The sequence below is a fragment of the Cognatiluteimonas sedimenti genome, from assembly GCF_022808325.1.
Taxonomy (GTDB): Bacteria; Pseudomonadota; Gammaproteobacteria; order Xanthomonadales; family Xanthomonadaceae; genus Cognatiluteimonas; species Cognatiluteimonas sedimenti.
Map to the genome: position 1 here is coordinate 237,937 of NZ_JALGCL010000002.1, position 23,017 is coordinate 260,953.

The following is a 23,017-nucleotide window of genomic DNA, read 5'->3' on the forward strand; positions in this document are numbered from 1 at the left end:
GACAGTCTATTGGTCCAGGTGCACGACCACGAGGCCATTCTCGATCGTGGTCGCGCCGATGCGGCGCGATTGCAGGCGCTGCAGCAGGCTGGAATCGAACTGGTACACCGGTTCGTCGCGGGCGTAGCCGGCAAGCCAGCGGTTGACCAGGTCGCGACCGGTGGCGTTCATGCTGCCCCCGAGTTGCGGCATGTCCAGCGATTCGATCGTCGGGTTGTCCAGGTGCAGTCCGCGGGTGCCGGGATCGAAGCGCAACCCGCTGGCAAGCGCCAGGTGCCCGGCGGGGGTGCGGCTGTCGCGGCCCAGGGCGCCAAAGCCGACATCGAAGTCCAGCCGCAGTCGATGGCTGCCCTGGGGGATGCTCAGGCGCGGATTGAGCACGCTCAGCGTGACCAGCCCGCCGAGCTTGTCGTAATCGCGCGGGAAACGCCGGTCCAGGTAACCCTGCAACTGCGGCGCGGTGAAGCTGACCTGGTTGCCGAGCATGCCGGCGACGGCACCGAGCGTCGAACAGCCCGCGAGCACGGTCGCGACCGCGAGCATCCACAACAACGGGCGAAGTCTGGGCATGGCCTGGCTCCTGCGGGGGCGGTGGCGCACGATGGCGCCGACGCGGTGAACACGGGGTTAGCGCTTCCACCGCGTGGCGCGCGCGCGATCTCCAGCAACCGGGGTCAGAGCGTCTTGCGACCCGGGTTCAGCCATGCCAACAACAAGCCGAGGAGCAGCATCGCGATGGTGCTGAAGATCATCTGCTTGTGCACCAGCGACGCCGGCAGCGGTTGCACCGCGTAGTAAATCAGATACCCGGGAATGGTGGCCATCACCGCGACCGCCGCGCCGAAACGCAGGCCTTGGCCGAGCGCGGGCCTGCCGCTTTCCACGCCCTTGCGGTACAGCCATGTCAGGCCGAAACCGATCAACAGGTGCGCCGCGACCATGTACGGCATGTAGTGCGCCTGGTCCTCGAGCGTGCGCATGACCCCGGGTGGGAGTGCGTTGTAGTCGGCCAGCAGCAGGACGCCGTGGATGAGCCAGTCGAGCAGCAGTGCCGCGATGGAAACGATCAAGCCGCAGATCCAGAAGCGCTTGTCCATGGATGACTCCGAGTCGAGGGAAGGCCCGAGGGAACGAAGTCGCAGGTGGGGGCGGCGACGTCGCGATGCTAGCGCGAATGGGGCGGCGATCGACAGCACGATCCTCCGCCAGGGCCAAGGGTCTGCGTCAGCGAGGCCCGGAGGAGGCAGGGACTCGCTTCCCAAGCCTGTCGAGGGCGCTGGCGCCCTGCACGCCGCAGGCGAAAAAAAGGCCGGAATCCCGGGGGATTCCAGCCTTTTGGACCGGGACGGCCAGCCGCCCGGCATGAAAGCGACTCAGGCCGCGGCGTCCTTCAGCTTCTTCAGCGGACGCACCTTGACCTTCACCGAAGCCGGCTTGGCGGCGAACCACTGCTCTTCCTTGGTGAACGGGTTGATGCCCTTGCGCTTGGGCTTGGCCGGCACGTTGACGGCGGTGATCTTCAGCAGGCCGGGCAGGGTGAACGAACCCGCGCCCTTCTTGCTGATCGAACCGTGCACCGCGCCTTCCAGCGAGGCCAGCACCGCGCGCACGTCGCGCGAGGCGACGCCGGTCGCGTCGGAGATGTGCGCCACCAGACCGGACTTGGTCAGGGCTTCCTTGATCGGCTTCGGTGCGGCCGGCTTGGCAGCGGCCTTTTTCGGAGCGGCCTTCTTTGTCGCCTTCTTCTTCGCCATATGTGTCCTGTGTTGCTCGTTGGATGATCGGGTTGTAATCGTACCGCCCGGAATCGCGGCGTTTCGAATCGGTTGCCTGGAAATCCCCCCGGCACACGGAATGTAGGGCAAGTCCGCGCCGCCGCCAAGCCCCGAAAGCGCCTTTTTTGCGGGTTTTTTCGTGCCAGCCGCCGCCGCCGCCGCGCGCTGGGCGCTAATCCTCCTCGTGCCGGGGCTTGTAGGCCTCCACCAACTTCTGCTGCACCTGCGCAGGAACCGGTTCGTAGTGGCTGAAATCCAACGAATAACGCCCGCGCCCGGCGGTGACCGACTTGAGCTCGGCGGCATAGCCTTCCAGTTCGGACAGCGGCACCTGCGCCTTGACCACGATCTCGCCGCCGCGCAGCGAATCGGTGCCGTTGATGCGCGCGCGCTTGGCGGCCAGTCCGCCGCTGATGTCGCCCATGTGCTGTTCCGGCGCGTTGACCTCCAGGTCGACGATCGGTTCGAGCACCTGCGGGCTGGCCTTCGCGATCGCGTCCAGGAACGCCTTCTTGCCAGCCGCGACGAACGCGACCTCCTTGCTGTCGACGCTGTGGTACTTGCCGTCGTACACGGTGACGCGCACGTCCTGCAGCGGGTAGCCGGCGACCGCGCCGCTGGCCAGCACCTGGCGCACGCCCTTCTCGACCGCCGGGATGAACTGCCCGGGGATGGTGCCGCCCTTGACCTCGTCGGTGAACTCGAACCCGGCGCCGCGCCTGAGCGGCTCGATCCGCAGGAACACCTCGCCGAACTGGCCCGCGCCGCCGGTCTGCTTCTTGTGCCGGTAATGGCCTTCGGCCCTGCCGCTGACGGTTTCGCGATAGGCGATCCGCGGCGGCCGGGTCTTCACTTCCACGCCGTATTTTTCCTTGAGCCGGTCCAGCATCACCCGCAGGTGCAGGTCCGACAGTCCCCGCAGCACCGTCTCGTTGAGTTCGGCGTTGTGCTCGACCGCGAATGCCGGATCCTCCTCCGCCAGCTTGTGCAGCGCGGTCGACAGCTTCTGCTCCTGGCCCTTGCTGGCCGCCTCCACCGCCAGCCCGAACATCGGCTTGGGAAAGGCCATCGGCGCCAGGTGGATCTGGTCCTCGTCGTGGCTGTCGTGCAGCACGGCATCGAAATGCAGGTCCTCGACCTTGGCGACCGCGGCGATGTCGCCCGGGACCGCGCGATCGACCTCGACATGCTCGCGGCCCTTGAGCTTGAACAGGTGCGCGACCTTGAACGGCTTCTTGCCGTCGTCGACGAACAGCTGGGTGTCGCGCTTGACCGTGCCCTGGTAGACGCGGAACACGCCGAGCTTGCCGACGAACGGATCGTTGACGACCTTGAACACGTCGGCGATCACGTGCGCATCCGGGTCCGGTTTCGCTTCGATCGGCCGCGCGTCGTCGCCGCTGCCCTTGACGAACGGCGGCGGGTTGCCTTCGCCCGGGTGCGGCAGCAGCTTGGCGACGATGTCGAGCAGTTCGCGCACGCCGGCGCCGCTGCGCGCGGAGACGAAGCACACCGGCACCAGGTGGCCTTCGCGCAGGCACTGCTCGAAGGCGTCGTGCAGCTCCTGGCCCTGCAGGCTGGCTTCGCCCTGGTCGAGGTAGTGGTCCATCACCTGTTCGTTGATCTCGACCACCTGGTCGATGATCTTCTGGTGCCAGTCGGCGATCGTGCCGAGGTCGCTGTTGCCGCTGGTCTGCCAGAAGCAGTCGGCCACGCGCTTGCCGCCCTCGGCCGGGAGGTTGAGCGGCAGAAGTTCGGGCCCAAAGGTGTTGCGCAGGTCCTCCAGCAGCGCGCCCAGTCGCGCGCCGGGATGGTCGATCTTGTTGACGACGATCACCCGGCACAGGTTGCGCGCCTTTGCGTAGTCCATCATCCGGCGCGTGCCATAGCCGATGCCGGCGTCGGCATCGACGACCATCGCAACGGTCTCCACGGCGGCCAGCGCCGACAGCGAGGGTCCGCGGAAATCCGGATAGCCCGGCGTGTCGATCAGGTTGACGTGCACCGGCGCCTGGCCCGCCACGGCATGCTCGATGCTGGCGATGGCGGCGTCGATGGAGTGGCCGCGGTCCTTCTCGATCGGGTCGAAGTCGGAGACGGTGCTGCCGCGTTCGATCGTGCCTGCCGCCTGGATTGCGCCGCCGGCCTGCAGCAGGGCTTCGAACAGGATGGTTTTGCCGGCGCCGGGATGGCCCGCGAGGGCCACGTTTCGGATCTGTTGCGTCGTATACGACATGAGCCATTCCTCCCTGCCTTGGTGGGGAAGTCCGACCATTTGCGGCCGGGCTCCTGCGGAGCGATCCGCAGGTGTCGTCATGGCTGTCCGCTTCGGAAGCGCTGCCGTCCGAGCGGGCGCTCGGCGGGCGGTCATGGCGGTTTCCGGCGCACGGGGCGCCGGTACGCAAGAGTCCCGCAGCCGGCGACGGGGGTCAAGCAGGTGCCGGCGCCGCGATACCGGGCTAACAAGCGGCGGCGTAGGCTGGCCGCTCGTTTACCGCCAAAAGGAGCATCCGACATGGGCATCTCGCGCTTCGCCACCGCGCACTGGGAAGGCGACTTCAAGTCCGGGCAGGGCAAGCTCAGCACCCCGGCCAGCGGCCTGATGGCCGACACGCCGTACGGCTTCAATACCCGTTTCGGCGACAAGAAGGGCACCAATCCGGAGGAGTTGATCGCGGCGGCGCATGCCGGCTGCTTCACCATGGCGCTGTCGGCCAAGCTCGGCGAAGCCGGGCATCCGCCGAAGTCGCTCGACACGCGCGCCGAGGTCGACCTGTCGATGGAAGGCGGGCCCTCGCTGTCGGCGATCCGGCTCAAGGTGACCGCCGACGTGCCCGGCATCGATCCGGCCCGGTTCCGTGCGATCGCCCAGGACGCCGAGAAGAACTGTCCGGTGTCACGCGCGCTCAGCGCGGTGCCGATCACGATGGAGGCAACGCTCGCCTGAAGCGTGCAGGCAGTGCGGCTGTCGCGCAGGTGAACGCGATGGCCGCAAGCCGCCGGGTTCAGCCGCGTTTAACCGGCGCGATCCGAGGATGCCCCCACGCCATCCCGGCGCCGGAGCCACCACATGAAGCGTTTCACCGCCACACTCCTTGCCCTGGGCCTCGTTGCCGCGGTCGGTACCGCTTCGGCGCAGACGTACGGCACGCCGTATGGGCAACCCGACTACCGCAGCAGCCCGGGCATCGGCCAGAACGGCGGCGCCTACTACGACTACGCACGCGTGCTCCGGGTCGATCCGGTGATCAACTCCGGCTACGGCAGCTACCCGGCGTCGGGCTCGCAGCGCTGCTACACCCGCAACGACGGGTATGCCGGCAACGACGGTTACTACCCGGACAACGGCAATGGTTACTACGGCAACAACGGCTACAGCAGCAGCGGCTACGGCAACGACGGTTACTACGGCAACCAGTCCGGTTACGGCAGCAACACCGGCCGCACCATGGCGACCGTCATCGGCGGCGTGCTCGGCGCGGCGATCGGGAGCCAGGTGGGCGGCGGCTCCGCGCGTTATGCGACCTCGGCGATCGGCTCCATGGTGGGCGGCATGGCCGGGCGCCAGGTGTACGAGAACGCGCAGCGCCAACGCCAGCCGCTGCGCACCGCCAGCGTCACCGTCTGCGACCCGGTGCCCGCGGACGGCCGCTATTACGGCACCGGCAATGCCACCGGCAGCGTCAGCGCCTACGACGTCACCTATGAATACGGTGGCCGCAACTACACCACCCGCACCAGCTACAACCCGGGCAGCCGCATCCGCGTCCGCGTGGACGTGCGCCCGGAGTGAATCCGGCGGACAACGCGAACGGGGGGAATGGAGGGGCCGGCGACGGCCCCTTCGTCCTTTTTGTCCGCACCGACGAACAACCGGAGCACAGTCAGCTGCGGCCACCCGCGTGGAGGAAGCTGGTGGCCCGCTGTTCGCGGGACACGCCGCAAGTACATCCATGTAGGCTCTTCGGCGGCATCCATGCCGCCGAAGGTCCCGCGAACAGCGGACCACCAGCTTCAGCACATGTGTCCGGCGCTCGGAGTGCAAAAGCGGCCAAGACATCGCCACTCCAAGCTTGCGTTGTCGCCGTCCGGGGGGCTGGGGGTGCGGAGAGCAGGCCATGGATGGCCTGCGACCCGACTTAAAGACAGGATGTCGTCAGGAGGGCGCAGCACCCCCAGCCCGCCGGGCGGCGACTCCCCACGAAGCTATTTGCCACGCGTCCGCGAATGACCATGACCGCATCAAGGCTGGAGAGGCCGCCAGCAGTGGCAGTACCCGGGCCGGAAGGCTCCCGGCCGAGGCCATGACCCGCGATGGCCGCATTTCAGCGATGCCTGGCTTGGGGAGGTGACGTCGTGGCCCCAGCCCCTCCGGCGGCGACTCCATTCGACGCTCGGGTCCCGCAATGCTGAAGCATTGCCCGTCCCGACCTCATCAGTCGATCGTCACCAATCGATCTGGCCGGAAACGACGGTGCAGCAGCGGCCGCCCGACCAGACTTCGCCATCGGCGTCCACCGTCAGCTCGATGATCGCGTCGTGGCCGACCTCGCGGCCCTGGCTGACCCGGTAGAAGCCGCCGTCGCCGGGCAGTGCATCGCGTTCTGCGAGCCAGGCAGCGAGGGTGGCGTTGGCCGCGCCCGAGGCCGCATCCTCGAATCGGGCCGGCGCACCGACGAAAGCGCGCACGGCCAGGTAATAGACCGGATCGTCGCTGCGCGCGAACGCGCACACGCCCATGCTGCCGGTGGCGTTCGCCAACCGCGCGATCGCGTCCCAGTCCGGGGCCGCCGCGCGCAGCGACGCCTCGCCAGCCACCTCCACCAGCCACCAGCGGCGCCCGCCATCGACCAGTGCCGGGGGCAGTGCGCCTGTCGGCAATCCGCGCAAGGCGTCCCGCAGTCGCGGGTCGTCGGTGGCGGCGACTTCCAGCACGCGCGAGCGCGGCGTACGCACCGCGATGGTGCGGGCGATGCCGTCTCCCCCTACCCGCAGCGGCAGCAGCCCGGCGATGCCTTCCTGCAGCAGCAGGCCGTCGCGCGGCTTCGCCAGGCCAGCCTCCAGCACCGCATGCGCGGTGCCCACGCTCGGGTGGCCGGCGAACGGCACCTCGCGGCGCGGGCTGAAGATCCGCAGCCGATAGCTGGCGCCGGGCGCCGTCGGCGGGAACACGAAGGTCGTCTCCGGCAACCGCGTCCAGCGCGCGATCGCCTGCATCCCGTCGTCGTCCAGGCCTTCGGCATCCAGCACCACCGCCAGCGGATTGCCGGCACCGGGGCGGTCGGCAAAGACATCGAGTTGCAGGTAGCGGCGTGCGCTCATCGTGATCGGCATCGGGCGGGGAGGGGGCCGGGATCGCCGGCGCGGGGCTTGGACTAGAATTGCGGATTCGTGCCCGCGGTCGCGGGCAGGCGCAGGATTCTACGGGTTTCCCGCGCCACTCCCGGGTTTTGCCCATCACGCCGCGATGCCATCCGACATGCCCCTTCCCGATCGCTGGATCGTGCTCAAGTTCGGCGGCACCTCGGTTTCGCGGCGCGAACGCTGGGACACCATCGGCCGGCTGGCACGGGAACGCGCGGAAGACGGCGCGGCGCGGGTGCTGGTGGTGGTTTCGGCGCTGTCGGGCGTGACCAACGAGCTGCAGGCGATCGCCGATGGCGGCGCGATCGGCGACCGGGTCGACGCGCTGATTGAGCGCCACCGCGCCTTCTCGGTCGAACTCGGGCTGGAGCCAGGCAGCGTGCTCGGCGAACGCACCACCGTCCTGCGGGCGCTGGCGAACGATGCCCGCGCGGCAACCCGCGCGCTCGACTGGCAGGCCGAAGTGCTGGCGCAGGGTGAACTGCTCTCGTCCACGCTCGGCGCCGCCTACCTGCGCGCGCAGGGGCTGGATTTCGGCTGGTGCGACGCGCGCGAGTGGCTGGACGCGATCGCGCTGCCCAACCAGAACGCGTGGTCGACGCGGCTGTCGGTGTCGTGCCGGCACGAATCCGATGCGGCATGGCGCGCCCGCTTCGCCCGGCAGCCTGCGCGGATGCTGCTGACCCAAGGCTTCATCGCGCGCCATGGCGACGGCGGCACCGCGATCCTCGGCCGTGGCGGCTCCGACACCTCGGCCGCGTACTTCGGCGCGCTGCTGGGCGCGCAGCGGGTGGAAATCTGGACCGACGTACCGGGCATGTTCAGCGCCAACCCGCGGATCGTGCCCGAGGCCCGACTGCTGGCGCGGCTGGACTACGCCGAAGCGCAGGAAATCGCCACCACCGGCGCCAGGGTGCTGCACCCGCGCTCGATCGCCCCCTGCCGCGACGGCAACGTGCCGATGGCGATCCTGGACACCGCGCGCCCGGACCTGGCCGGCACCCGCATCGATGCCAGCGCCACCACCGTGCCCGGGGTGAAGGCGATCAGCCGCCGCAACGGCATCGTGCTGGTGTCGATGGAATCGATCGGCATGTGGCAGCAGGTCGGCTTCCTCGCCGACATCTTCGAGCGCTTCAAGCGCCACGGCCTGTCGGTGGACCTGATCGGCTCCTCGGAAACCAACGTCACCGTCTCGCTGGACCCGAGCGAGAACCTGGTCACCGGCAACGTGCTCGAGGCGCTGGCCGCCGACCTGGCCGAAGTGTGCCGGGTCAAGGTGATCGCGCCGTGCGCGGCGATCACCCTGGTCGGGCGCGGCATGCGCTCGCTGCTGCACCGGCTGTCCGACATCTGGGCCGCGTTCGGGCGCGAGCGGGTGCACCTGATCTCGCAGTCCTCCAACGACCTCAACCTGACCTTCGTGATCGACGAGGCCGACGCCGACGGCCTGCTGCCGCAGCTGCACGCAGAACTCGTGCACAGCGGCGCGATGCCGATGCACGACGCCAGCGTATTCGGCCCCAGCTGGCACGAGATCACGCACGGGCGCGCGCAGCGCGGCCCGGCCTGGTGGCGCGGCAGGCGCGAGGCGCTGCTGCAGGCCGCCGCGCGCGGCACCCCGCGCTACGTCTATGACCTGGCGACGCTGCGCGCGCGGGCTCGCGCACTGGCCGCCATCGACACGATCGACCGCCGCTTTTACGCGCTCAAGGCCAACCCGCACCCCACAATCCTGCGTGCGCTGGAGGCCGAAGGCTTCGGCTTCGAATGCGTGTCGTCCGGCGAACTCGCGCACCTGTTCGCGACCCTGCCAGGACTCGAGCCCGAGCGCGTGCTGTTCACGCCAAGCTTCGCGCCGCGGCGCGAATACGAAGAGGCTTTCGCGCGCGGGGCCACCGTTACGGTGGACAACATTGAAGCGCTGCAACGCTGGCCCGACGTGTTCGAAGGCCGTGGGTTGTGGCTGCGCCTGGACCTGGGCCGCGGCGAAGGCCACCACGCCAAGGTCCGCACCGGCGGCAGCCAGGCCAAGTTCGGCTTGCCGCTGCCGCGGCTGGACGCCTTCGTCGCCCAGGCGCGCGCGCTGGACGCGCGCATCGCCGGCCTGCATGCGCACCTGGGCAGCGGGGTCGAACTGCCGTCGCACTGGCGCGAGGTCTACGCCGAACTCGCAGCCCATGCCGATCGCATCGGCACCGTCGCCACGATCGACATCGGTGGCGGCCTGCCGGTGCCGTACCTCCCCGATGCGGCGCCGCTGGACCTCGAGGCGTGGGCGCGCGGGCTGGCCGAGGTCAAGGCGCTGTATCCGCAGTACGCGCTGGCGGTGGAGCCGGGCCGCTTCCTGGTCGCCGAGTGCGGCGTGCTGTTGCTGCACGTGACCCAGGTGGTGGAGAAGGACGGCATGCGCCGCGTCGGCTGCGACGCGGGCATGAACGCCTTGCTGCGCCCGGCGCTGTACGACGCCTTCCACGCCATCGCCAACCTGTCGCGGCCCGGCGGTGATACGGCGCAAGGCGACGGCGTGCTGGCCTTCGACGTGGTGGGTCCGGTGTGCGAATCCGGCGACGTGCTCGGCCGCCAGCGGCTGCTCCCGGCCGCCACCAGCGAAGGCGACGTGCTGCTGGTCGCCGATGCCGGTGCCTATGGCATGGCGATGGCCAATACCTACAACCTGCGGGCGCTGCCGGCGGAGGACGTGATCGAATGAAAGAGTGGCAGTTCCAGCGCGACGCAATCCGCACGTTCCGCTTCGTGCGTTGCGGTTTCGACCCCGCCAACGGCATCGCGCGACTGGTGTACGCGTTCGACGACGGGCCGGAACTGGTCGAGACGGTGACGGTGCCCGGGGCGCCGTTCGTGCTCGACGAGGCGCGCGCGGCGGCGGCGGAGCGGGCGTTGCGGCTGCTGCACCTGATCGCCGGCGTGAGCTATTACAAGGCCGCGGTCGCGCCGGAGCTCCGGATCGACGGCTACGCGATCGATGCCGCCACGGCCGCGCTGCTGGAGACGATCTACCGCAACGGCCTGGGCGAGTTCGCGTACCGCAACGGCCTGGACCTGCACGACCGCATCCGCTTCCCGCACGGCGATGCCACGCAGGCGCCGGTGCCGGCGCTGGGACTGCGCGCGCACGCGCTGGTCGCGATCGGTGGCGGCAAGGACTCGCTGGTGTCGATCGAAGCCCTGCGCGGCGCCGGCGTCGACCAGACCGTGACCTGGATCGGCGGCTCGCAACTGATCGCCGCCTGCGCGGCGCGCACCGGGCTGCCGACGCTCAACATCGGCCGCCAGCTGGCGCCGCAGCTGTTCGACTACAACCGGCAGGGTGCCTGGAACGGCCATATCCCGGTCACCGTGCTGAACTCGGCGATCATGGTGTTCGCCGCGGTGCTGCTTGGAGTCGACCAGGTCGTGTTCTCCAATGAGCGATCGGCCAGCTACGGCAGCCTGATCCTCGCCGCGGACGGCAGCGTCACCGGCGAGGTCAACCACCAGTGGTCCAAGGGTTGGGCGTGCGAGCAGGCGTTCGGCGAGTACGTGCAGCGCCATGTCGCCGCGGACCTGCACTACTACTCGCTGCTGCGGCCGCTGTCGGAGCTGGCGGTGGCGCGGCAGTTCGCCAGGACCGATCGCTACGACGCGCATTTCTCCAGTTGCAACCGCAACTTCCACATCCTCGGCGAGCGCCCGGTCAACCGCTGGTGCGGCGTGTGCCCGAAGTGCCACTTCGTGTTCCTGGCGCTGGCGCCGTTCTTGTCGAAGCCGCGGCTGGTCGGGATCCTCGGCCGCAACCTGCTCGACGACCCGGCGCAGGCCGATGGCTACGACGCGCTGCTTGAATACCAGGACCACAAGCCGTTCGAGTGCGTCGGCGAAGGCCGGGAATCGCGCGCGGCGATGGCGGCGCTGGCGCAACGGCCGGAGTGGCGCGAGGATGCGCTGGTGGAACGCTTCGTCCGCGAGATCCGTCCGCAATTGCAGGCCCAGGACCTGCGGATCGAGCCGTTGCTGGTGCTGGACGACCAGCACCGCATCCCGCCACGGCTCTGGGAGCGGCTGCGTGAAGCTTTCGCAGCTTGACGGGCGCCGCGTCGCGCTCTGGGGCTGGGGCCGCGAAGGCCGCGCCGCCTGGCGCGCGATCCGCGCGCGGCTGCCGGCGCAGCCGCTGACCGTGTTCTGCAGCCACGGCGAAGCCGCGAGCGTACGCGCCTGCGGCGATCCGTTGCTGGCGCTCGAGCACGACGCGAGCGGCGAACGCCTGTCGGCATTCGAGGTCGTGGTGAAGTCGCCGGGCATCAGCCCGTACAAACCCGAAGCACTGGCAGCGACGGGCAACGGCACGCGTTTCATCGGCGGTTCCGCGTTGTGGTTCGCCGAGCGCGCCGGTGCCGATGGCATCGTGCCCGGCAGCGTCTGCATCACCGGCACCAAGGGCAAGAGCACCACCACCGCGCTGCTCGCGCACCTGTTGCGCGCCGGCGGCCATCGCACCGCGCTGGCCGGCAACATCGGCCTGCCGCTGCTCGACCTGCTCGACGCAACGGCGGACTACTGGGCGATCGAGCTGTCCAGCTACCAGACCGGCGACGTCGCCGCCAGCGGCGCGCGCCCGCAGGTGGCGGTCGTGCTCAACCTCTTTCCCGAGCACCTGGACTGGCACGGATCGCATGCGCGTTATGTCGCGGACAAGCTGCGCCTGCTGACCGAAGCCAGGCCGCGGATCGCGGTGCTCAACGGCAACGATCCGACCCTGGCCGGGTTACGGCTTCCGGAGAGCCAGGTGTGCTGGTTCGGCCGCGGCGACGGCTGGCACCTGCGCGAGGACATGCTGTATCGCGGCGACGAAGCAGTGATGGATACCGCGTCCCTGCCGCTGCCCGGTCGCCACAACCGCGGCAACCTGTGCGCGGTGCTGGCCGCGATCGATGCGCTGGGGCTGGATGCCGCCGCGCTGGCGACGCAGGCGGCCAGCTTCCAGCCGCTGCCGCACCGGCTGCAGGTGCTGGGCAGCCGCGACGGCGTCACCTGGGTCAATGATTCGATCAGCACCACGCCGCACGCGAGCCTTGCGGCGCTGGAACTGTACAGGGGGCGCCGCGTCGCGATCCTCGTCGGCGGCCACGACCGCGGCATCGCCTGGGACGACTTCGCCAGCGCGATGCGCGCCAGCGCCCCGGCGGCGATCGTCACCATGGGCCAGAACGGGCTGCGGATCCACGCGCTGCTGGCACCGCTTGCCGCCAGTGCCGGCTTCGCGCTCGAGGCCGCCGCCGGCCTGGGCGAGGCGATGCGCAAGGCGGAAGCCGCACTCGCGGGCGAGGGAGTGGTCTTGCTGTCGCCCGGTGCCCCGAGCTTCGGCCCCTATCGCGACTACACCGAGCGTGGCCGCGACTTCGCCAGGCTCGCGGGTTTCGATCCCGACGCGATCAGTTCGATCGCAGGGCTCGGAATCGCCTGAGTTTCACGCCTGCGCAACAACGGTTGCGTAGGCTTCCGCCACCCGAGGAGGAAACCGCCATGCGTCGATTGATTGCCGCCGTGCTCCTGGCGTCCTGCGCGCTGCCGGCGTTGGCCACGATGCAGGCCAGGCCAGTGGAATGGAAAGTCGGCGACCAGGCGTTCAGCGGCGTGCTGGTCTACGACGACGCCAACGCGATCAAGCGCCCCGGGCTGGTGATGGTGCCCGACTGGATGGGCGTCCGCGACAGCGCGGTCGCCAAGGCCAAACACATCGCCGGCAACGACTACGTGGTGCTGGTGGCCGATGTGTATGGCAAGGGCGTGCGGCCCGGTAACAGCGACGAGGCGATGGCGCAGGTCAAGAAGATGTATGGCGATCGCGCGCAACTGCGCGCACGCGCCAACAAGGCGCTGGACGTGCTGAAGGCGCAGGCCGGCAATGCTCCGCTGGACGCCACGAAGCTGGGCGCGATCGGCTACTGCTTCGGCGGCGCCACGGTGCTGGAGCTGGCGCGCAGCGGCGCCGACCTTGCCGGCGTGGTGACCTTCCACGGCGGCCTGGATACCTCGATGCCCGCGAAGAAGGGCGCGGTCAAGGCCAGCCTGCTGGTGCTCAACGGCGCCGACGACCAGGGCACCGCCGGCGACATCGCCGGGTTCGAGAAGGAAATGGACGATGCCGGCGCGGACTGGCAGTTCGTCAACTTCAGCAACACGGTGCATTGCTTCGCGCTGCCGGACGCCAACAGCCCGCCGGGTTGCGTCTACCACCCGCTGTCCACGCGCCGCGCCGAACGGATGATGCACGGCTTCTTCGCCGAGCGTTTCGGCGAGCACGAGTAGCGCCCCGGGAGGGATGCAGGTTCGCGGGCCTGAGCTGAAGCTTGCGGGGCGCCGGGTGCGGACGCCCTTGGGCGCGAATGTCTTCCCGCGCCGGCCTTCGGCCGACGACTCCTCCTTGACTTCGCACCCAAGGACATCTGCTGCCGACGTTGCGGGTCGCGCAGTAACTCACAAGCGCAAAGCAGTGCTTTGCTTTCGGCAAGCCTGTAATCCGACGTCCCCGATGTAGCCGGCAGCCCTTCGGGGCAAAATCAAGGAGGAGGCCGCAGGCCGGGGGACATTTGCCCCGAAGGGCTGCCGGCCACATCGGGCCCGTCAGATCGCGACGCGCCCGCGATCGATCGAGCCGCTTTTGTCTTAGTGGTCCCGACTGACGGTATAGCGCGCCAGGCCACGCAGCGCGGCGAGGTATTCGTTGCCGGGCAGGCCGTCGAGCGCGCGTTCGGCGGCGCGGGCGTAGTCGCCGGCGCGCTTGCGGCTGTAGCCGAGGCTGTCGCTGGCGTGGATCGCCGCCAGTACCGCCGGCATCGCGCCCGAATCGCCGTGCTCGATCGCCGCGCGCAGCGTGGCGCGGGTCGCGGCGTCGGCGTGGGCAATGGCATGGATCAGCGGCAACGTGGCCTTGCCCTCGGCGAGGTCGTCGCCGAGGTTCTTGCCCAGCGTGCCGGCATCCGACGCATAGTCGAGGATGTCGTCGGCGATCTGGAAGGCGTAACCCAGGTTGAGCCCGTAGTCGTGCAGCGCGTCGCAGGCTGCGGCATCGGCGCCGGCCAGCAGCGCCCCCAGCCGGGTTGCGGCCGCGAACAGCACCGCGGTCTTGCGTTCGATCACCCGCAGGTAGCCGGCTTCGTCGGTGTCCGGGTTTCGCACATGCAGCAGCTGCAGCACCTCGCCCTCGGCGATGCGGTTGGTGGTATCGGCGAGGACCCGCATCACCTCCATGCGGTCCAGTTCCACCATCATCTGGAAGCTGCGCGAATACAGGAAATCGCCGACCAGCACGCTGGCGGCATTGCCCCAGACCGCATTGGCGGTACTGCGACCGCGCCGCAGGTCGGACTCGTCCACCACGTCGTCGTGCAGCAGGGTGGAGGTGTGGATGAATTCGATCACCGCCGCCAGTTGGTGCGCGTCCGCCCCGATCCCGGCGTCGCCGCGCCTGCCCAGCGCGGCCGCGGCCAGCAGCAGCAGCATCGGGCGCAGGCGCTTGCCGCCGGCGCCGATGATGTATTCGGCGACCTGGTTGACCAGGACCACGTCGGAAGCCAGCCGGCGCCGGATCAGGGTGTCGACGGCGGCCATGTCGGCCGCGGCCAGGGCCTGGATCGCGGGCAGCTCGAGCGCGTCGGGGGCGGAAGTCCGCGGCGTGGGGGCGATGTCCATGCGGTGTCCGGGGCAGGGCAGCGGTGATTATACGAAGCCCCGGCGGTGGCCCGCGGCCGGTTCCCTTACATGCCGGCGCGGTGGCGGCCGAGGGGCGTGGGGCGGCGGGTATAATCCAATGTCCCTTGCCCACTGTCGGGCGATACCGGAAGGACTGCCATGGCCCGCGGCGTGAACAAAGTGATCCTGGTCGGCAACCTCGGCAACGATCCCGAGATGAAGTACACCCAGGGCGGCATGGCCATCTGCACGCTCTCGCTGGCGACCACCAGCGTGCGCAAGGACAAGGACGGCAACACCCAGGAGCGCACCGAGTGGCACCGGGTGAAGCTGTTCGGCAAGCTCGGCGAGATCGCCGGCGAGTACCTGAAGAAGGGTCGCCAGGTCTACATCGAGGGCTCGATCCGTTATGACAAGTTCACCGGCCAGGACGGGGTCGAGAAGTATTTCACCGACATCGTCGCCGACGAGATGCAGATGCTCGGAGGCGGCGAAGGCCGCGGCGAAGCGCGCGCCGAGCGCAGCGAGCGCCCGCAGCGCAGCGCGCCGCCGCGGCGCGAGGTGCCGGCCGCGGCCAAGGCGGACTTCGCCGATGACTTCGCGGACGACGACATTCCGTTCTGATCGTCGCCTGTTGTCGATGGCCTGGCTCCACCGGCAGCCCCACGGGATTATTCCCGGCAATTTTTCCTGACACGGAGGTTTGCGTGCCGACTTGGCTCGTCACCGGCGGCGCCGGTTTCATCGGTGGAAATTTCGTGCTCGAGGCCGTCGCCTCGGGCGTGCGCATCGTCAACCTGGATGCCCTCACGTACGCCGGCAACCGCGACACCCTGGCGTCGCTGGAAGGCAACCCGGACCACCTGTTCGTGCACGGCGACATCGGCGACGGCGCGCTGGTGGCCAGGCTCCTGGCCGAACACCGCCCGGATGCGGTCGTCAATTTCGCCGCCGAGAGCCACGTCGACCGCTCGATCGACGGCCCGGCCGCGTTCGTGCAGACCAACGTCGTCGGCACGCTCGCCCTGCTGGAAGCGGCCCGCGATTACTGGAAGGCGCTCGACGGCGCGGCGAAGGAGGGGGCTTCAAAGGAGAGCTTCCGCTTCCTGCACGTCTCCACCGACGAGGTCTACGGCTCGCTCGGCGACACCGGCAAGTTCACCGAGCAGACCGCCTATGCGCCGAACTCGCCGTATTCGGCCTCGAAGGCCGCGTCCGACCACCTGGTGCGCGCCTTCCACCACACCTACGGCCTGCCGGTGCTGACCACCAACTGCTCCAACAACTACGGCCCGTACCAGTTCCCGGAAAAGCTCATCCCCCTGATCATCGCCCGCGCCCTGGCCGGGGAGCCGCTGCCGGTTTACGGCGACGGCATGAACGTGCGCGACTGGCTCTACGTCGGCGACCACTGTGCCGCGATCCGCGCGGTGCTGGAACGCGGGCGCGTCGGCGAAACCTACAACGTCGGCGGCGACGCCGAGATGCGGAACATCGACGTGGTCAACACCATCTGCGCATTGCTGGACCAGCGCCGCCCGCGCGAGGACGGCAAGCCGCGCAACAGCCAGATCACCTATGTCGCCGATCGCCCGGGCCATGACCGCCGCTACGCGATCGATGCCGGCAAGCTGAAGTCCGAACTTGGCTGGCAGCCGGCGCACAGCTTCGAACAGGGCATCGCCGGCACGGTCGACTGGTACCTCGGACACCAGGACTGGGTACGGCGCGTGCTGGACGGCAGCTATCGGCTCGAGCGCATCGGCGGAGTCGCGGCATGACTGCCGCGGCGGCGACCAGCCCACGCAAGGGCATCATCCTGGCCGGCGGCTCGGGCACGAGGCTGTATCCGATCACCCAGGCGATCAGCAAGCAGCTGCTGCCGGTGTACGACAAGCCGATGATCTACTACCCGCTCAGCGTGCTGATGCTGGCGGGGATCCGCGAGGTCCTGGTCATCAACACCCCGCACGAGCAGGCCCTGTTCAGGAGCCTGCTCGGCGACGGCGCGCAATGGGGCATGAAGATCGAGTACGCGGTGCAGCCGAGCCCGGACGGCCTGGCCCAGGCCTACCTGATCGGTCGCGAGTTCCTCGCCGGCCAGCCGAGCTGCCTGGTGCTGGGCGACAACATCTTCCATGGCCAGGGCCTGACGCAGCTGCTGCGGCGCGCGGGCGAGCGCGACGAGGGCGCCACCGTGTTCGGCTACTGGGTGCGCGATCCCGAGCGCTACGGCGTGGCCGAGTTCGACGCCGACGGCAAGGTGGTCGGGCTGGAGGAGAAGCCGGCGAACCCGCGCTCCAACTACGCCGTCACCGGCCTGTACTTCTACGACGGCCGCGCCAGCGATTACGCGGCCCGGCTCGAGCCATCGCCGCGCGGCGAGCTGGAGATCACCGACCTCAACCGCTGCTACCTGGAGCAGGGCAACCTGCGACTGGAGAAGCTCGGCCGCGGCTACGCCTGGCTCGACACCGGCACCCACGAGTCGCTGGTCGAGGCCTCGACCTACATCGAGACCATCGAAAAGCGCCAGGGCCTTCGGGTGTGCTGTCCCGAGGAGATCGCCTACTTCAATCGCTGGATCGACGCCGCGCAGCTGCGCGAACTTGCTCGGCCGCTGGCGAAGAACGGCTACGGCCAGTACCTGCTGGGCCTGCTCGAACACGGGCGGGTGGAATGAAGGCGGCGCCATGAAGGTCATCCAGACCGACCTGCCGGGTTGCCTGGTGCTGGAGCCGCAGGTGTTCGGCGACGAGCGCGGCTACTTCTACGAATCCTTCAACCGCGACAAGCTCGCGGCGGCCGGCCTGGCGCCCGATTTCGTGCAGGGCAACGTCTCCTCGTCCACGCGCGGCGTGCTGCGCGGACTGCATTACCAGTGGCCGAAACCACAGGGCAAGCTGGTGTCGGTGCTGGAAGGCGAGGTCTGGGACGTGGCGGTCGACATCCGCCGCGGTTCGCCGACCTTCGGCCGCTGGGCCGCGGCGATATTGAGCGCCGACAACAAACGCCATTTCTGGATCCCGGAAGGCTACGCGCACGGCTTCGTGACCCTGAGCGAGCGCGCGCTGTTCACCTACCTGTGCACGGCGACCTACGACCGCGACGCCGATGCCGGCATCCGCTGGAACGATGCCGACCTCGCCATCGACTGGCCCGTGGGGGCGCCGGTATTGTCGGACAAGGACGCCCGCGCCCCGTTCCTGGCGGAGGTGGCGCAGGAGCGGTTGCCGGTCTACGAGGCGTGAGCAAGCGCGCATGAGGATCCTGCTGTTCGGCGGCAACGGACAGGTCGGCGGCGAGCTGCGCCGCAGCCTGGCGGCGCTGGGCGAGGTGGTCGCGGCCACGCGCAGCGGCACGCTCGAGGACGGCACGGCCTGCGAGCGTGCGGACTTCGACGCACCCGGGTCCCTGCCGGCGCTGGTGGCCCGCATCGCGCCGGACATCGTCGTCAACGCCGCCGCGCACACCGCGGTGGACCGCGCCGAAAGCGAGCCGGAGGCCGCGTTCCGGGCCAATGCACAGGCGCCGCTGGCGATCGCCGAGGCCTGCGCGCGGCGCGACGCGCTGCTGGTGCATTACTCCACCGATTACGTGTTCGACGGTCGCGGCACGCGTCCCTATCGCGAGGATGACCCGGCCGCGCCGGCCAGCGTCTACGGTGCCAGCAAGCTTGCCGGCGAGGAAGCGATCCGGGCCAGCGGCGCGCGCCACCTGGTGCTGCGCACGGCGTGGGTGTACGCGGCGCACGGCCGGAATTTCCTGCACACGATGCTGCGCCTTGCCGGCGAGCGCGACGAGTTGCGGGTGGTCGCGGACCAGGTCGGGACGCCGACAGCCGCGGCGCTGATCGCCGGCACCACCGCGCAGCTGCTGGCCCGGCCGCCATCGCGATCAGGCACCTGGCACCTGACCGCGACCGGCGCCACCACCTGGCACGGCTTCGCCGAGGCCATCATGCATGGCGCGCATGCACGCGGCCTGATCGCGCGCGTGCCGCGCGTGTTGCCGATCGCCACCGCCGACTATCCGACGCCCGCGGCGCGGCCCGCCTACTCCGTGCTCGACTGCAGCGCGCTGCAACGCGAATTCCGGGTCGCCCTGCCGGGCTGGCAGGAAGGGCTGTCGCGCACGCTGGACGACCTCGCGGGCTGGTAGGGCTACTTCACCCCGTGCATCCCGCGTCGCAGCAGCGGCGCCAGCAGCAGGAACAGCAGCGCCGCACCCAGCCCGACCCACAGCAGCAGCTGGAACAGGCTTCCGTACTTGCCTGCGGCCTCGACGACGTCGATCGCGCCGCTTTCCGGGATGTCCAGCGACGCCAGCTTGCCGAACTGCGCGGCCAGCATTTCCGAATACGCCGTCGCCAGCCAGAAGCCGCCCATCATCAACCCGACCACGCGCGCCACCGATAGCTGCGTGACCGCCGACAGCCCGATCGGCGACAGGCACATCTCGCCGATCTCGAGGATGAAGTAGGCCAGCACCAGCCACCACACGCTGGCCATCGTGCCCGGCGCGACCGCATGCGCGGCGGCCATCAGCGGCAGGAACGACAACGCCGCGAACAGCAGCCCGATCGCGCTCTTCATCGGCTTGCTCGGGTTGCGGCCGCGCGCCTCCAGCCACGGCCACAGCCACGCGAACAGCGGCGACAGCAGCACGATGAAGAACGATCCCAGGAAGGTCAGCGAGCCGGCGGTCTGCGGTACCAGCACGACGTCGCGGAAGCAGGCCACGGCCATGCCCGCGACCATCAGCGCCACCAGCCAGGCCGCCAGCGCGCGGTTGCCGCGATCGCTGGCGCGCAAGGCCAGCACCATCAATGGCACGCTCGCGGCCATCAGGTACAGCGACCACGGCAGGGTGCCGCTGCTGTCGCTGGCCAGCGACGGGAACATGTCCTTGGTCATCAGCCGGTCGGTGAAGGTCAGCCACGAGCCGTACGTCTGCTCGTACAGGGTGAAGAACACCAGCACGCCGAGGATCATCACCAGCAGCGACAACATCTGCCCGCGCTCGACCCGGTTGCAGCGGCGCACCAGGAACCACGCGAACCATGCGACGAACGCCAGCGCCACCAGGTGCATCGCCCCCTGCACGGTCCAGGTGCGCTGGATCAACTGCCAGACCACGGCGACGCCGCCCAGCGAGCCCAGGTAGATCCACCACTCGCGCGAAAGCCCGCCAACGCGTTCGCGAAGTTTCGCCGGATCCTTCGGCTCGGCGTGGCCGTGCAGGTATTTCTGTCCCCACAGGAACATGCCCAGGCCCGCGATCATGCCGATGCCGGCGGCGCCGAAGCCGTATTTCCAGCCGTAGGTCTCGCCCAGGAACGCGCAGATCAGGCCGGCGAACAGGCCGCCGACGTTGATCCCGGCGTAGAACAGGGTGAAGCCCGAGTCCCGCCGCGGATCGCCTTCCGCATAGAGCTTGCCGACGATGGTGGAGATGTTGGGCTTGAGGAAGCCCACGCCCATGACGATCAGCGCCAGCGACAGGTAGAACACCTGCAGCGCACCCTCGTCGCGCACCACCACGCCGTTCACCACCTGCGCGTCGGCGCCTTCCACCGTCATGCCCAGGTGCCCGAGACACAGCAGGATGCCGCCCAGCACGACCGCCTTGCGCATTCCCAGCCAGCGGTCGGCGAGCAGGCCGCCGATCACCGGCACCGCATACACCAGGCCGCCGTAGGCGCCGATCAGGTCGTAGCCGGCGTCATCGCCGAACCGGTGGTGCTTGAGCAGGTACAACAGCAGCAGCGCCTTCATCCCGTAGAACGAGAAGCGCTCCCACATCTCGGTGAAGAAGCAGACGAAGACGCCCTTGGGGTGTCCGAGGAATTCCCCGCGCGCCGGGATGTCGCTGAAGGTGGTGGCTGGCACGGCGCGCTCCGGGCGAAGTCGCCGGAGTATAGCGATGGAGCGCTCGCCTCCCGCAGGCGCGAACCGGTCGTGGTCCGCGATCCCGTGCGCGAGCGCGGCTGCCGGGCCACGATCGCCGTGACCGCACCCTGCCGTACTCCGGGCGGCGAGGTGTTCCGCGGCCCGGGCGCAGCCTTTTGCGCCTGCCGGCGGCGGATGCCATCATCGACGGGTTGTTGCCGGCCGCGCGCAGCGGCCGGGCGCCCATCCACCCGCAGGGGAACTACTCGATGAGCAGCACCGATCCGGGCCAGCCAGCTCCGCAGACACGCGTTCCGCAGCTCACCTTCCGCGCCATCGTGCTTTCGGTGGTTCTGGCGATGATCCTCGCCGCGGCCAACGCCTACCTCGGGCTGTTCGCCGGGCTGACCATCGCCACGGCGATCCCCGCGGCCGTGGTCTCGATGGGCGTGCTGCGCCTGCTTGGCGGCGGCACGATCCTGGAAAACAACATCGTCCAGACCGGTGCTTCGGCCGGCAGCTCGATCGCCGCCGGCGTGATCTTCACCATTCCCGCTCTGATCATCCTGGGCTACTGGGACACCTTCCAGTATTCGTGGGTGCTGGCGATCGCCGGCCTCGGCGGCCTGCTCGGGGTCCTGTTCTCGGTGCCGCTGCGGCGCACCATGATCGTGGAGGAACCGCTGCCGTTCCCCGAGGGCAAGGCCGCGGCGGAGGTACTCAAGGCTGGCGAGAACCCGGGCCCGGGCTTGAAGATCCTTGCCCTGTCGGCGGTCATCGGCGGCGCGTTCAAGCTCGCCGCCGCCAGCGGCATGCGCATGCTGCCCGACACCGCCGCCGGCGCCGGTTTCATGGGTCGCTACCTGGGCTACCTGGGCACCAACCTGTCGCCTGCGCTGCTCGGCGTGGGCTACATCGTCGGCCTCAATATCGGCATCGTGGTGCTCTCGGGCAGCATCCTGTCCTGGCACATCGCCATCCCGATCTACCACGCCTTCTTCCAGGGCACTGACCCGGCGCTGGCCGCGTCGATCGCGGGCGCCTCGGCGGAAGACGCCGCGTTCGCGATCTGGAGCGCGAAGATCCGGTACCTCGGCGTCGGCGCGATGCTGGTCGGCGGCGTCTGGACGCTGTTCTCGCTGCGCAAGTCACTGTTGTCCGGGATCCGCAGCGGCATCGCCGCAGCGCGCAAGGGCAGCAGCGCGACCATCGCCGAGACTGAGCGCGACCTGCCGATGAAGTGGATGCTGGTGGCGCTGGTCGCGTTCGTGGTGCCGCTGCTGCTGCTCTACCAGGCGATCGTCGGCATGTGGCACGTCAGCGTGCCGATGGCGATCATCATGATCGTCGCCGGTTTCCTGTTCGTGTCGGTGTCGGCCTACCTGGCCGGCCTCGTCGGCTCCTCGAACAACCCGGTCTCGGGCATCACCATCGCCACCATCCTGTTCGCCTCGGCGGTGCTGATGGTGCTGCTGGGCGAGGCGGGGAAGATGGCGGTAGGCATCTCCGGGGCGCCGCTGGGCGCCGTCGCGGCGATCATGATCGGCGCGGTGGTGTGCTGCGCCGCGGCGGTCGGCGGCGACAACCTGCAGGACCTCAAGGCCGGCTACCTGGTCGGGGCCACGCCATGGAAGCAGCAGCTGATGCTGATGATCGGCGCGTTCTCCTGCGCGCTGATCATGGCGCCGGTGCTGAACCTGCTGGCCGAGGCCTACGGCATCGGCGCGCCCACCGCCGAGCATCCCAACCCGTTGTCGGCGCCGCAGGCGACACTGATGGCATCGGTGGCCAAGGGCATGTTCGGCGGCGAGCTGCCCTGGAACATGATCGTGATCGGCGGCGTGGTCGGCGCGTTGATCATCGCCTTCGACGGCTGGCTGAAGTCGCGCAATTCCAGCTTCCGCGTGCCGGTGCTGGCGGCGGCGATCGGCATCTACCTGCCGCTGGAGCTGATGGTGCCGATCTTCCTCGGCGGCCTGCTGGCGTACTTCGTCGAGCGACGCCACGGCGCGGTCGGCAGCACGGACGAGTCGCTGCGCGACCGCATCCACCGCCCCGGCACCCTGTTCGCGGCCGGCCTGATCACCGGCGAGGCGCTGATGGGCATCCTGATCGCGATCCCGATCGTCACCAGCGGCCGCGCCGACGTGCTGGCGCTGCCGGAGCAGTGGCAGTTCGGCAAGTGGGTCGGCCTGGCGGTGCTGGCGTTGGTGGCCTGGCTGCTGTATCGCAGCGGCACCCGCCGCGCGCTGGGCGATGCCGAACCCGGGCCGATGTGAGCCCCTCGACGTCACC

19 protein-coding genes are annotated in these 23,017 nt (G+C 69.5%); 12 read left to right on the top strand and 7 right to left on the bottom strand.

Features of this window, described 5'->3' with window-relative positions; translation table 11 throughout:
- Positions 1-6 precede the first annotated feature (6 nt).
- The 4 genes from MQC88_RS07800 to fusA form a co-directional block, all read right to left on the bottom strand.
- A complete protein-coding gene (locus MQC88_RS07800; RefSeq protein ID WP_243320787.1) occupies positions 7-570 on the bottom strand; it encodes a DUF1439 domain-containing protein in 564 nt (187 codons plus the stop codon).
- Positions 571-674: 104 nt separating this feature from the next.
- The gene (locus tag MQC88_RS07805) at positions 675-1,097 is read right to left on the bottom strand and encodes a hypothetical protein (RefSeq protein ID WP_243320788.1); all 423 of its coding nucleotides are present in this window, start codon (positions 1,095-1,097) and stop codon (positions 675-677) included.
- Positions 1,098-1,373: 276 nt separating this feature from the next.
- Entirely contained in the window at positions 1,374-1,754 is a 381-nt protein-coding gene (locus MQC88_RS07810; protein ID WP_243320790.1) for an HU family DNA-binding protein, read from the bottom strand.
- A gap of 193 nt (positions 1,755-1,947) precedes the next feature.
- The gene (fusA, locus tag MQC88_RS07815; RefSeq protein ID WP_243320792.1) at positions 1,948-4,011 is read right to left on the bottom strand and encodes an elongation factor G; all 2,064 of its coding nucleotides are present in this window, start codon (positions 4,009-4,011) and stop codon (positions 1,948-1,950) included.
- 279 nt (positions 4,012-4,290) lie between these two features.
- Here fusA and MQC88_RS07820 point away from each other — a divergent pair, with 279 nt between their 5' ends.
- Together MQC88_RS07820 and MQC88_RS07825 are read left to right on the top strand one after the other, a co-directional pair.
- A complete protein-coding gene (locus tag MQC88_RS07820; RefSeq protein ID WP_243320795.1) occupies positions 4,291-4,722 on the top strand; it encodes an OsmC family protein in 432 nt (143 codons plus the stop codon).
- A gap of 123 nt (positions 4,723-4,845) precedes the next feature.
- Positions 4,846-5,568, top strand: coding sequence for a glycine zipper 2TM domain-containing protein (locus tag MQC88_RS07825; protein WP_243320796.1), 723 nt, complete (start codon positions 4,846-4,848; stop codon positions 5,566-5,568).
- A 653-nt stretch (positions 5,569-6,221) separates the two neighbouring features.
- On the opposite strand, the gene MQC88_RS07830 is transcribed toward MQC88_RS07825, so the two are convergent.
- Positions 6,222-7,097: a PhzF family phenazine biosynthesis protein gene (locus tag MQC88_RS07830; protein WP_243320798.1), complete on the bottom strand. Its 876-nt coding sequence runs from the start codon at positions 7,095-7,097 to the stop codon at positions 6,222-6,224.
- 157 nt (positions 7,098-7,254) lie between these two features.
- On the opposite strand from MQC88_RS07830, the gene MQC88_RS07835 reads away from it, so the two are divergent.
- The 4 genes from MQC88_RS07835 to MQC88_RS07850 are packed head-to-tail and all read left to right on the top strand — an operon-like array spanning position 7,255 to position 13,448.
- Positions 7,255-9,852: a bifunctional aspartate kinase/diaminopimelate decarboxylase gene (locus MQC88_RS07835; RefSeq protein WP_243320800.1), complete on the top strand. Its 2,598-nt coding sequence runs from the start codon at positions 7,255-7,257 to the stop codon at positions 9,850-9,852.
- A complete protein-coding gene (gene murL, locus MQC88_RS07840) occupies positions 9,849-11,225 on the top strand; it encodes a UDP-N-acetyl-alpha-D-muramoyl-L-alanyl-L-glutamate epimerase (RefSeq protein WP_243320802.1) in 1,377 nt (458 codons plus the stop codon). The genes MQC88_RS07835 and murL overlap by 4 nt, the downstream gene beginning before the upstream one ends.
- Positions 11,206-12,603 carry a UDP-N-acetylmuramoyl-L-alanine--D-glutamate ligase gene (murD, locus tag MQC88_RS07845; RefSeq protein ID WP_243320804.1) on the top strand — a complete coding sequence of 466 codons (1,398 nt, stop codon included), beginning with the start codon at positions 11,206-11,208 and terminating at the stop codon, positions 12,601-12,603. Before murL ends, murD begins: the two co-directional genes overlap by 20 nt.
- A gap of 59 nt (positions 12,604-12,662) precedes the next feature.
- Positions 12,663-13,448 carry a dienelactone hydrolase family protein gene (locus tag MQC88_RS07850; RefSeq protein WP_243320806.1) on the top strand — a complete coding sequence of 262 codons (786 nt, stop codon included), beginning with the start codon at positions 12,663-12,665 and terminating at the stop codon, positions 13,446-13,448.
- A 357-nt stretch (positions 13,449-13,805) separates the two neighbouring features.
- Here MQC88_RS07850 and MQC88_RS07855 read toward each other — a convergent pair whose 3' ends face one another.
- Positions 13,806-14,831 (bottom strand): polyprenyl synthetase family protein, encoded by a 1,026-nt coding sequence (locus MQC88_RS07855; RefSeq protein ID WP_243320807.1) that lies wholly within the window; start codon positions 14,829-14,831, stop codon positions 13,806-13,808.
- 159 nt (positions 14,832-14,990) lie between these two features.
- Between MQC88_RS07855 and ssb the strand changes: the two genes are divergently transcribed.
- From ssb to rfbD, 5 genes are all read left to right on the top strand, one after another.
- A complete protein-coding gene (gene ssb / locus MQC88_RS07860; RefSeq protein ID WP_243320809.1) occupies positions 14,991-15,455 on the top strand; it encodes a single-stranded DNA-binding protein in 465 nt (154 codons plus the stop codon).
- Positions 15,456-15,538: 83 nt separating this feature from the next.
- Positions 15,539-16,612: a dTDP-glucose 4,6-dehydratase gene (rfbB, locus tag MQC88_RS07865; protein WP_243320811.1), complete on the top strand. Its 1,074-nt coding sequence runs from the start codon at positions 15,539-15,541 to the stop codon at positions 16,610-16,612.
- The gene (gene rfbA, locus MQC88_RS07870; protein ID WP_243320813.1) at positions 16,609-17,514 is read left to right on the top strand and encodes a glucose-1-phosphate thymidylyltransferase RfbA; all 906 of its coding nucleotides are present in this window, start codon (positions 16,609-16,611) and stop codon (positions 17,512-17,514) included. The genes rfbB and rfbA overlap by 4 nt, the downstream gene beginning before the upstream one ends.
- A gap of 10 nt (positions 17,515-17,524) precedes the next feature.
- Positions 17,525-18,082 carry a dTDP-4-dehydrorhamnose 3,5-epimerase gene (gene rfbC / locus MQC88_RS07875; RefSeq protein WP_243320817.1) on the top strand — a complete coding sequence of 186 codons (558 nt, stop codon included), beginning with the start codon at positions 17,525-17,527 and terminating at the stop codon, positions 18,080-18,082.
- 10 nt (positions 18,083-18,092) lie between these two features.
- Positions 18,093-18,992, top strand: a complete 900-nt coding sequence (rfbD, locus tag MQC88_RS07880; RefSeq protein WP_243320819.1) for a dTDP-4-dehydrorhamnose reductase — start codon at positions 18,093-18,095, stop codon at positions 18,990-18,992.
- A 2-nt stretch (positions 18,993-18,994) separates the two neighbouring features.
- Here rfbD and MQC88_RS07885 read toward each other — a convergent pair whose 3' ends face one another.
- Positions 18,995-20,722, bottom strand: a complete 1,728-nt coding sequence (locus MQC88_RS07885) for a peptide MFS transporter (protein ID WP_243320821.1) — start codon at positions 20,720-20,722, stop codon at positions 18,995-18,997.
- A 269-nt stretch (positions 20,723-20,991) separates the two neighbouring features.
- Between MQC88_RS07885 and MQC88_RS07890 the strand changes: the two genes are divergently transcribed.
- The gene (locus MQC88_RS07890) at positions 20,992-23,001 is read left to right on the top strand and encodes an OPT family oligopeptide transporter (RefSeq protein WP_243320822.1); all 2,010 of its coding nucleotides are present in this window, start codon (positions 20,992-20,994) and stop codon (positions 22,999-23,001) included.
- Positions 23,002-23,017 lie beyond the last annotated feature (16 nt).

Coding starts and splice junctions, on each gene's coding strand:
- MQC88_RS07800 (WP_243320787.1), bottom strand. CDS start 570: ATGCCCAGACTTCGCCCGTTGTTGTGGATGCTCGCGGTCGCGACCGTG.
- MQC88_RS07805 (WP_243320788.1), bottom strand. CDS start 1,097: ATGGACAAGCGCTTCTGGATCTGCGGCTTGATCGTTTCCATCGCGGCA.
- MQC88_RS07810 (WP_243320790.1), bottom strand. CDS start 1,754: ATGGCGAAGAAGAAGGCGACAAAGAAGGCCGCTCCGAAAAAGGCCGCT.
- fusA (WP_243320792.1), bottom strand. CDS start 4,011: ATGTCGTATACGACGCAACAGATCCGAAACGTGGCCCTCGCGGGCCAT.
- MQC88_RS07820 (WP_243320795.1), top strand. CDS start 4,291: ATGGGCATCTCGCGCTTCGCCACCGCGCACTGGGAAGGCGACTTCAAG.
- MQC88_RS07825 (WP_243320796.1), top strand. CDS start 4,846: ATGAAGCGTTTCACCGCCACACTCCTTGCCCTGGGCCTCGTTGCCGCG.
- MQC88_RS07830 (WP_243320798.1), bottom strand. CDS start 7,097: ATGAGCGCACGCCGCTACCTGCAACTCGATGTCTTTGCCGACCGCCCC.
- MQC88_RS07835 (WP_243320800.1), top strand. CDS start 7,255: ATGCCCCTTCCCGATCGCTGGATCGTGCTCAAGTTCGGCGGCACCTCG.
- murL (WP_243320802.1), top strand. CDS start 9,849: ATGAAAGAGTGGCAGTTCCAGCGCGACGCAATCCGCACGTTCCGCTTC.
- MQC88_RS07850 (WP_243320806.1), top strand. CDS start 12,663: ATGCGTCGATTGATTGCCGCCGTGCTCCTGGCGTCCTGCGCGCTGCCG.
- MQC88_RS07855 (WP_243320807.1), bottom strand. CDS start 14,831: ATGGACATCGCCCCCACGCCGCGGACTTCCGCCCCCGACGCGCTCGAG.
- ssb (WP_243320809.1), top strand. CDS start 14,991: ATGGCCCGCGGCGTGAACAAAGTGATCCTGGTCGGCAACCTCGGCAAC.
- rfbA (WP_243320813.1), top strand. CDS start 16,609: ATGACTGCCGCGGCGGCGACCAGCCCACGCAAGGGCATCATCCTGGCC.
- rfbC (WP_243320817.1), top strand. CDS start 17,525: ATGAAGGTCATCCAGACCGACCTGCCGGGTTGCCTGGTGCTGGAGCCG.
- rfbD (WP_243320819.1), top strand. CDS start 18,093: ATGAGGATCCTGCTGTTCGGCGGCAACGGACAGGTCGGCGGCGAGCTG.
- MQC88_RS07890 (WP_243320822.1), top strand. CDS start 20,992: ATGAGCAGCACCGATCCGGGCCAGCCAGCTCCGCAGACACGCGTTCCG.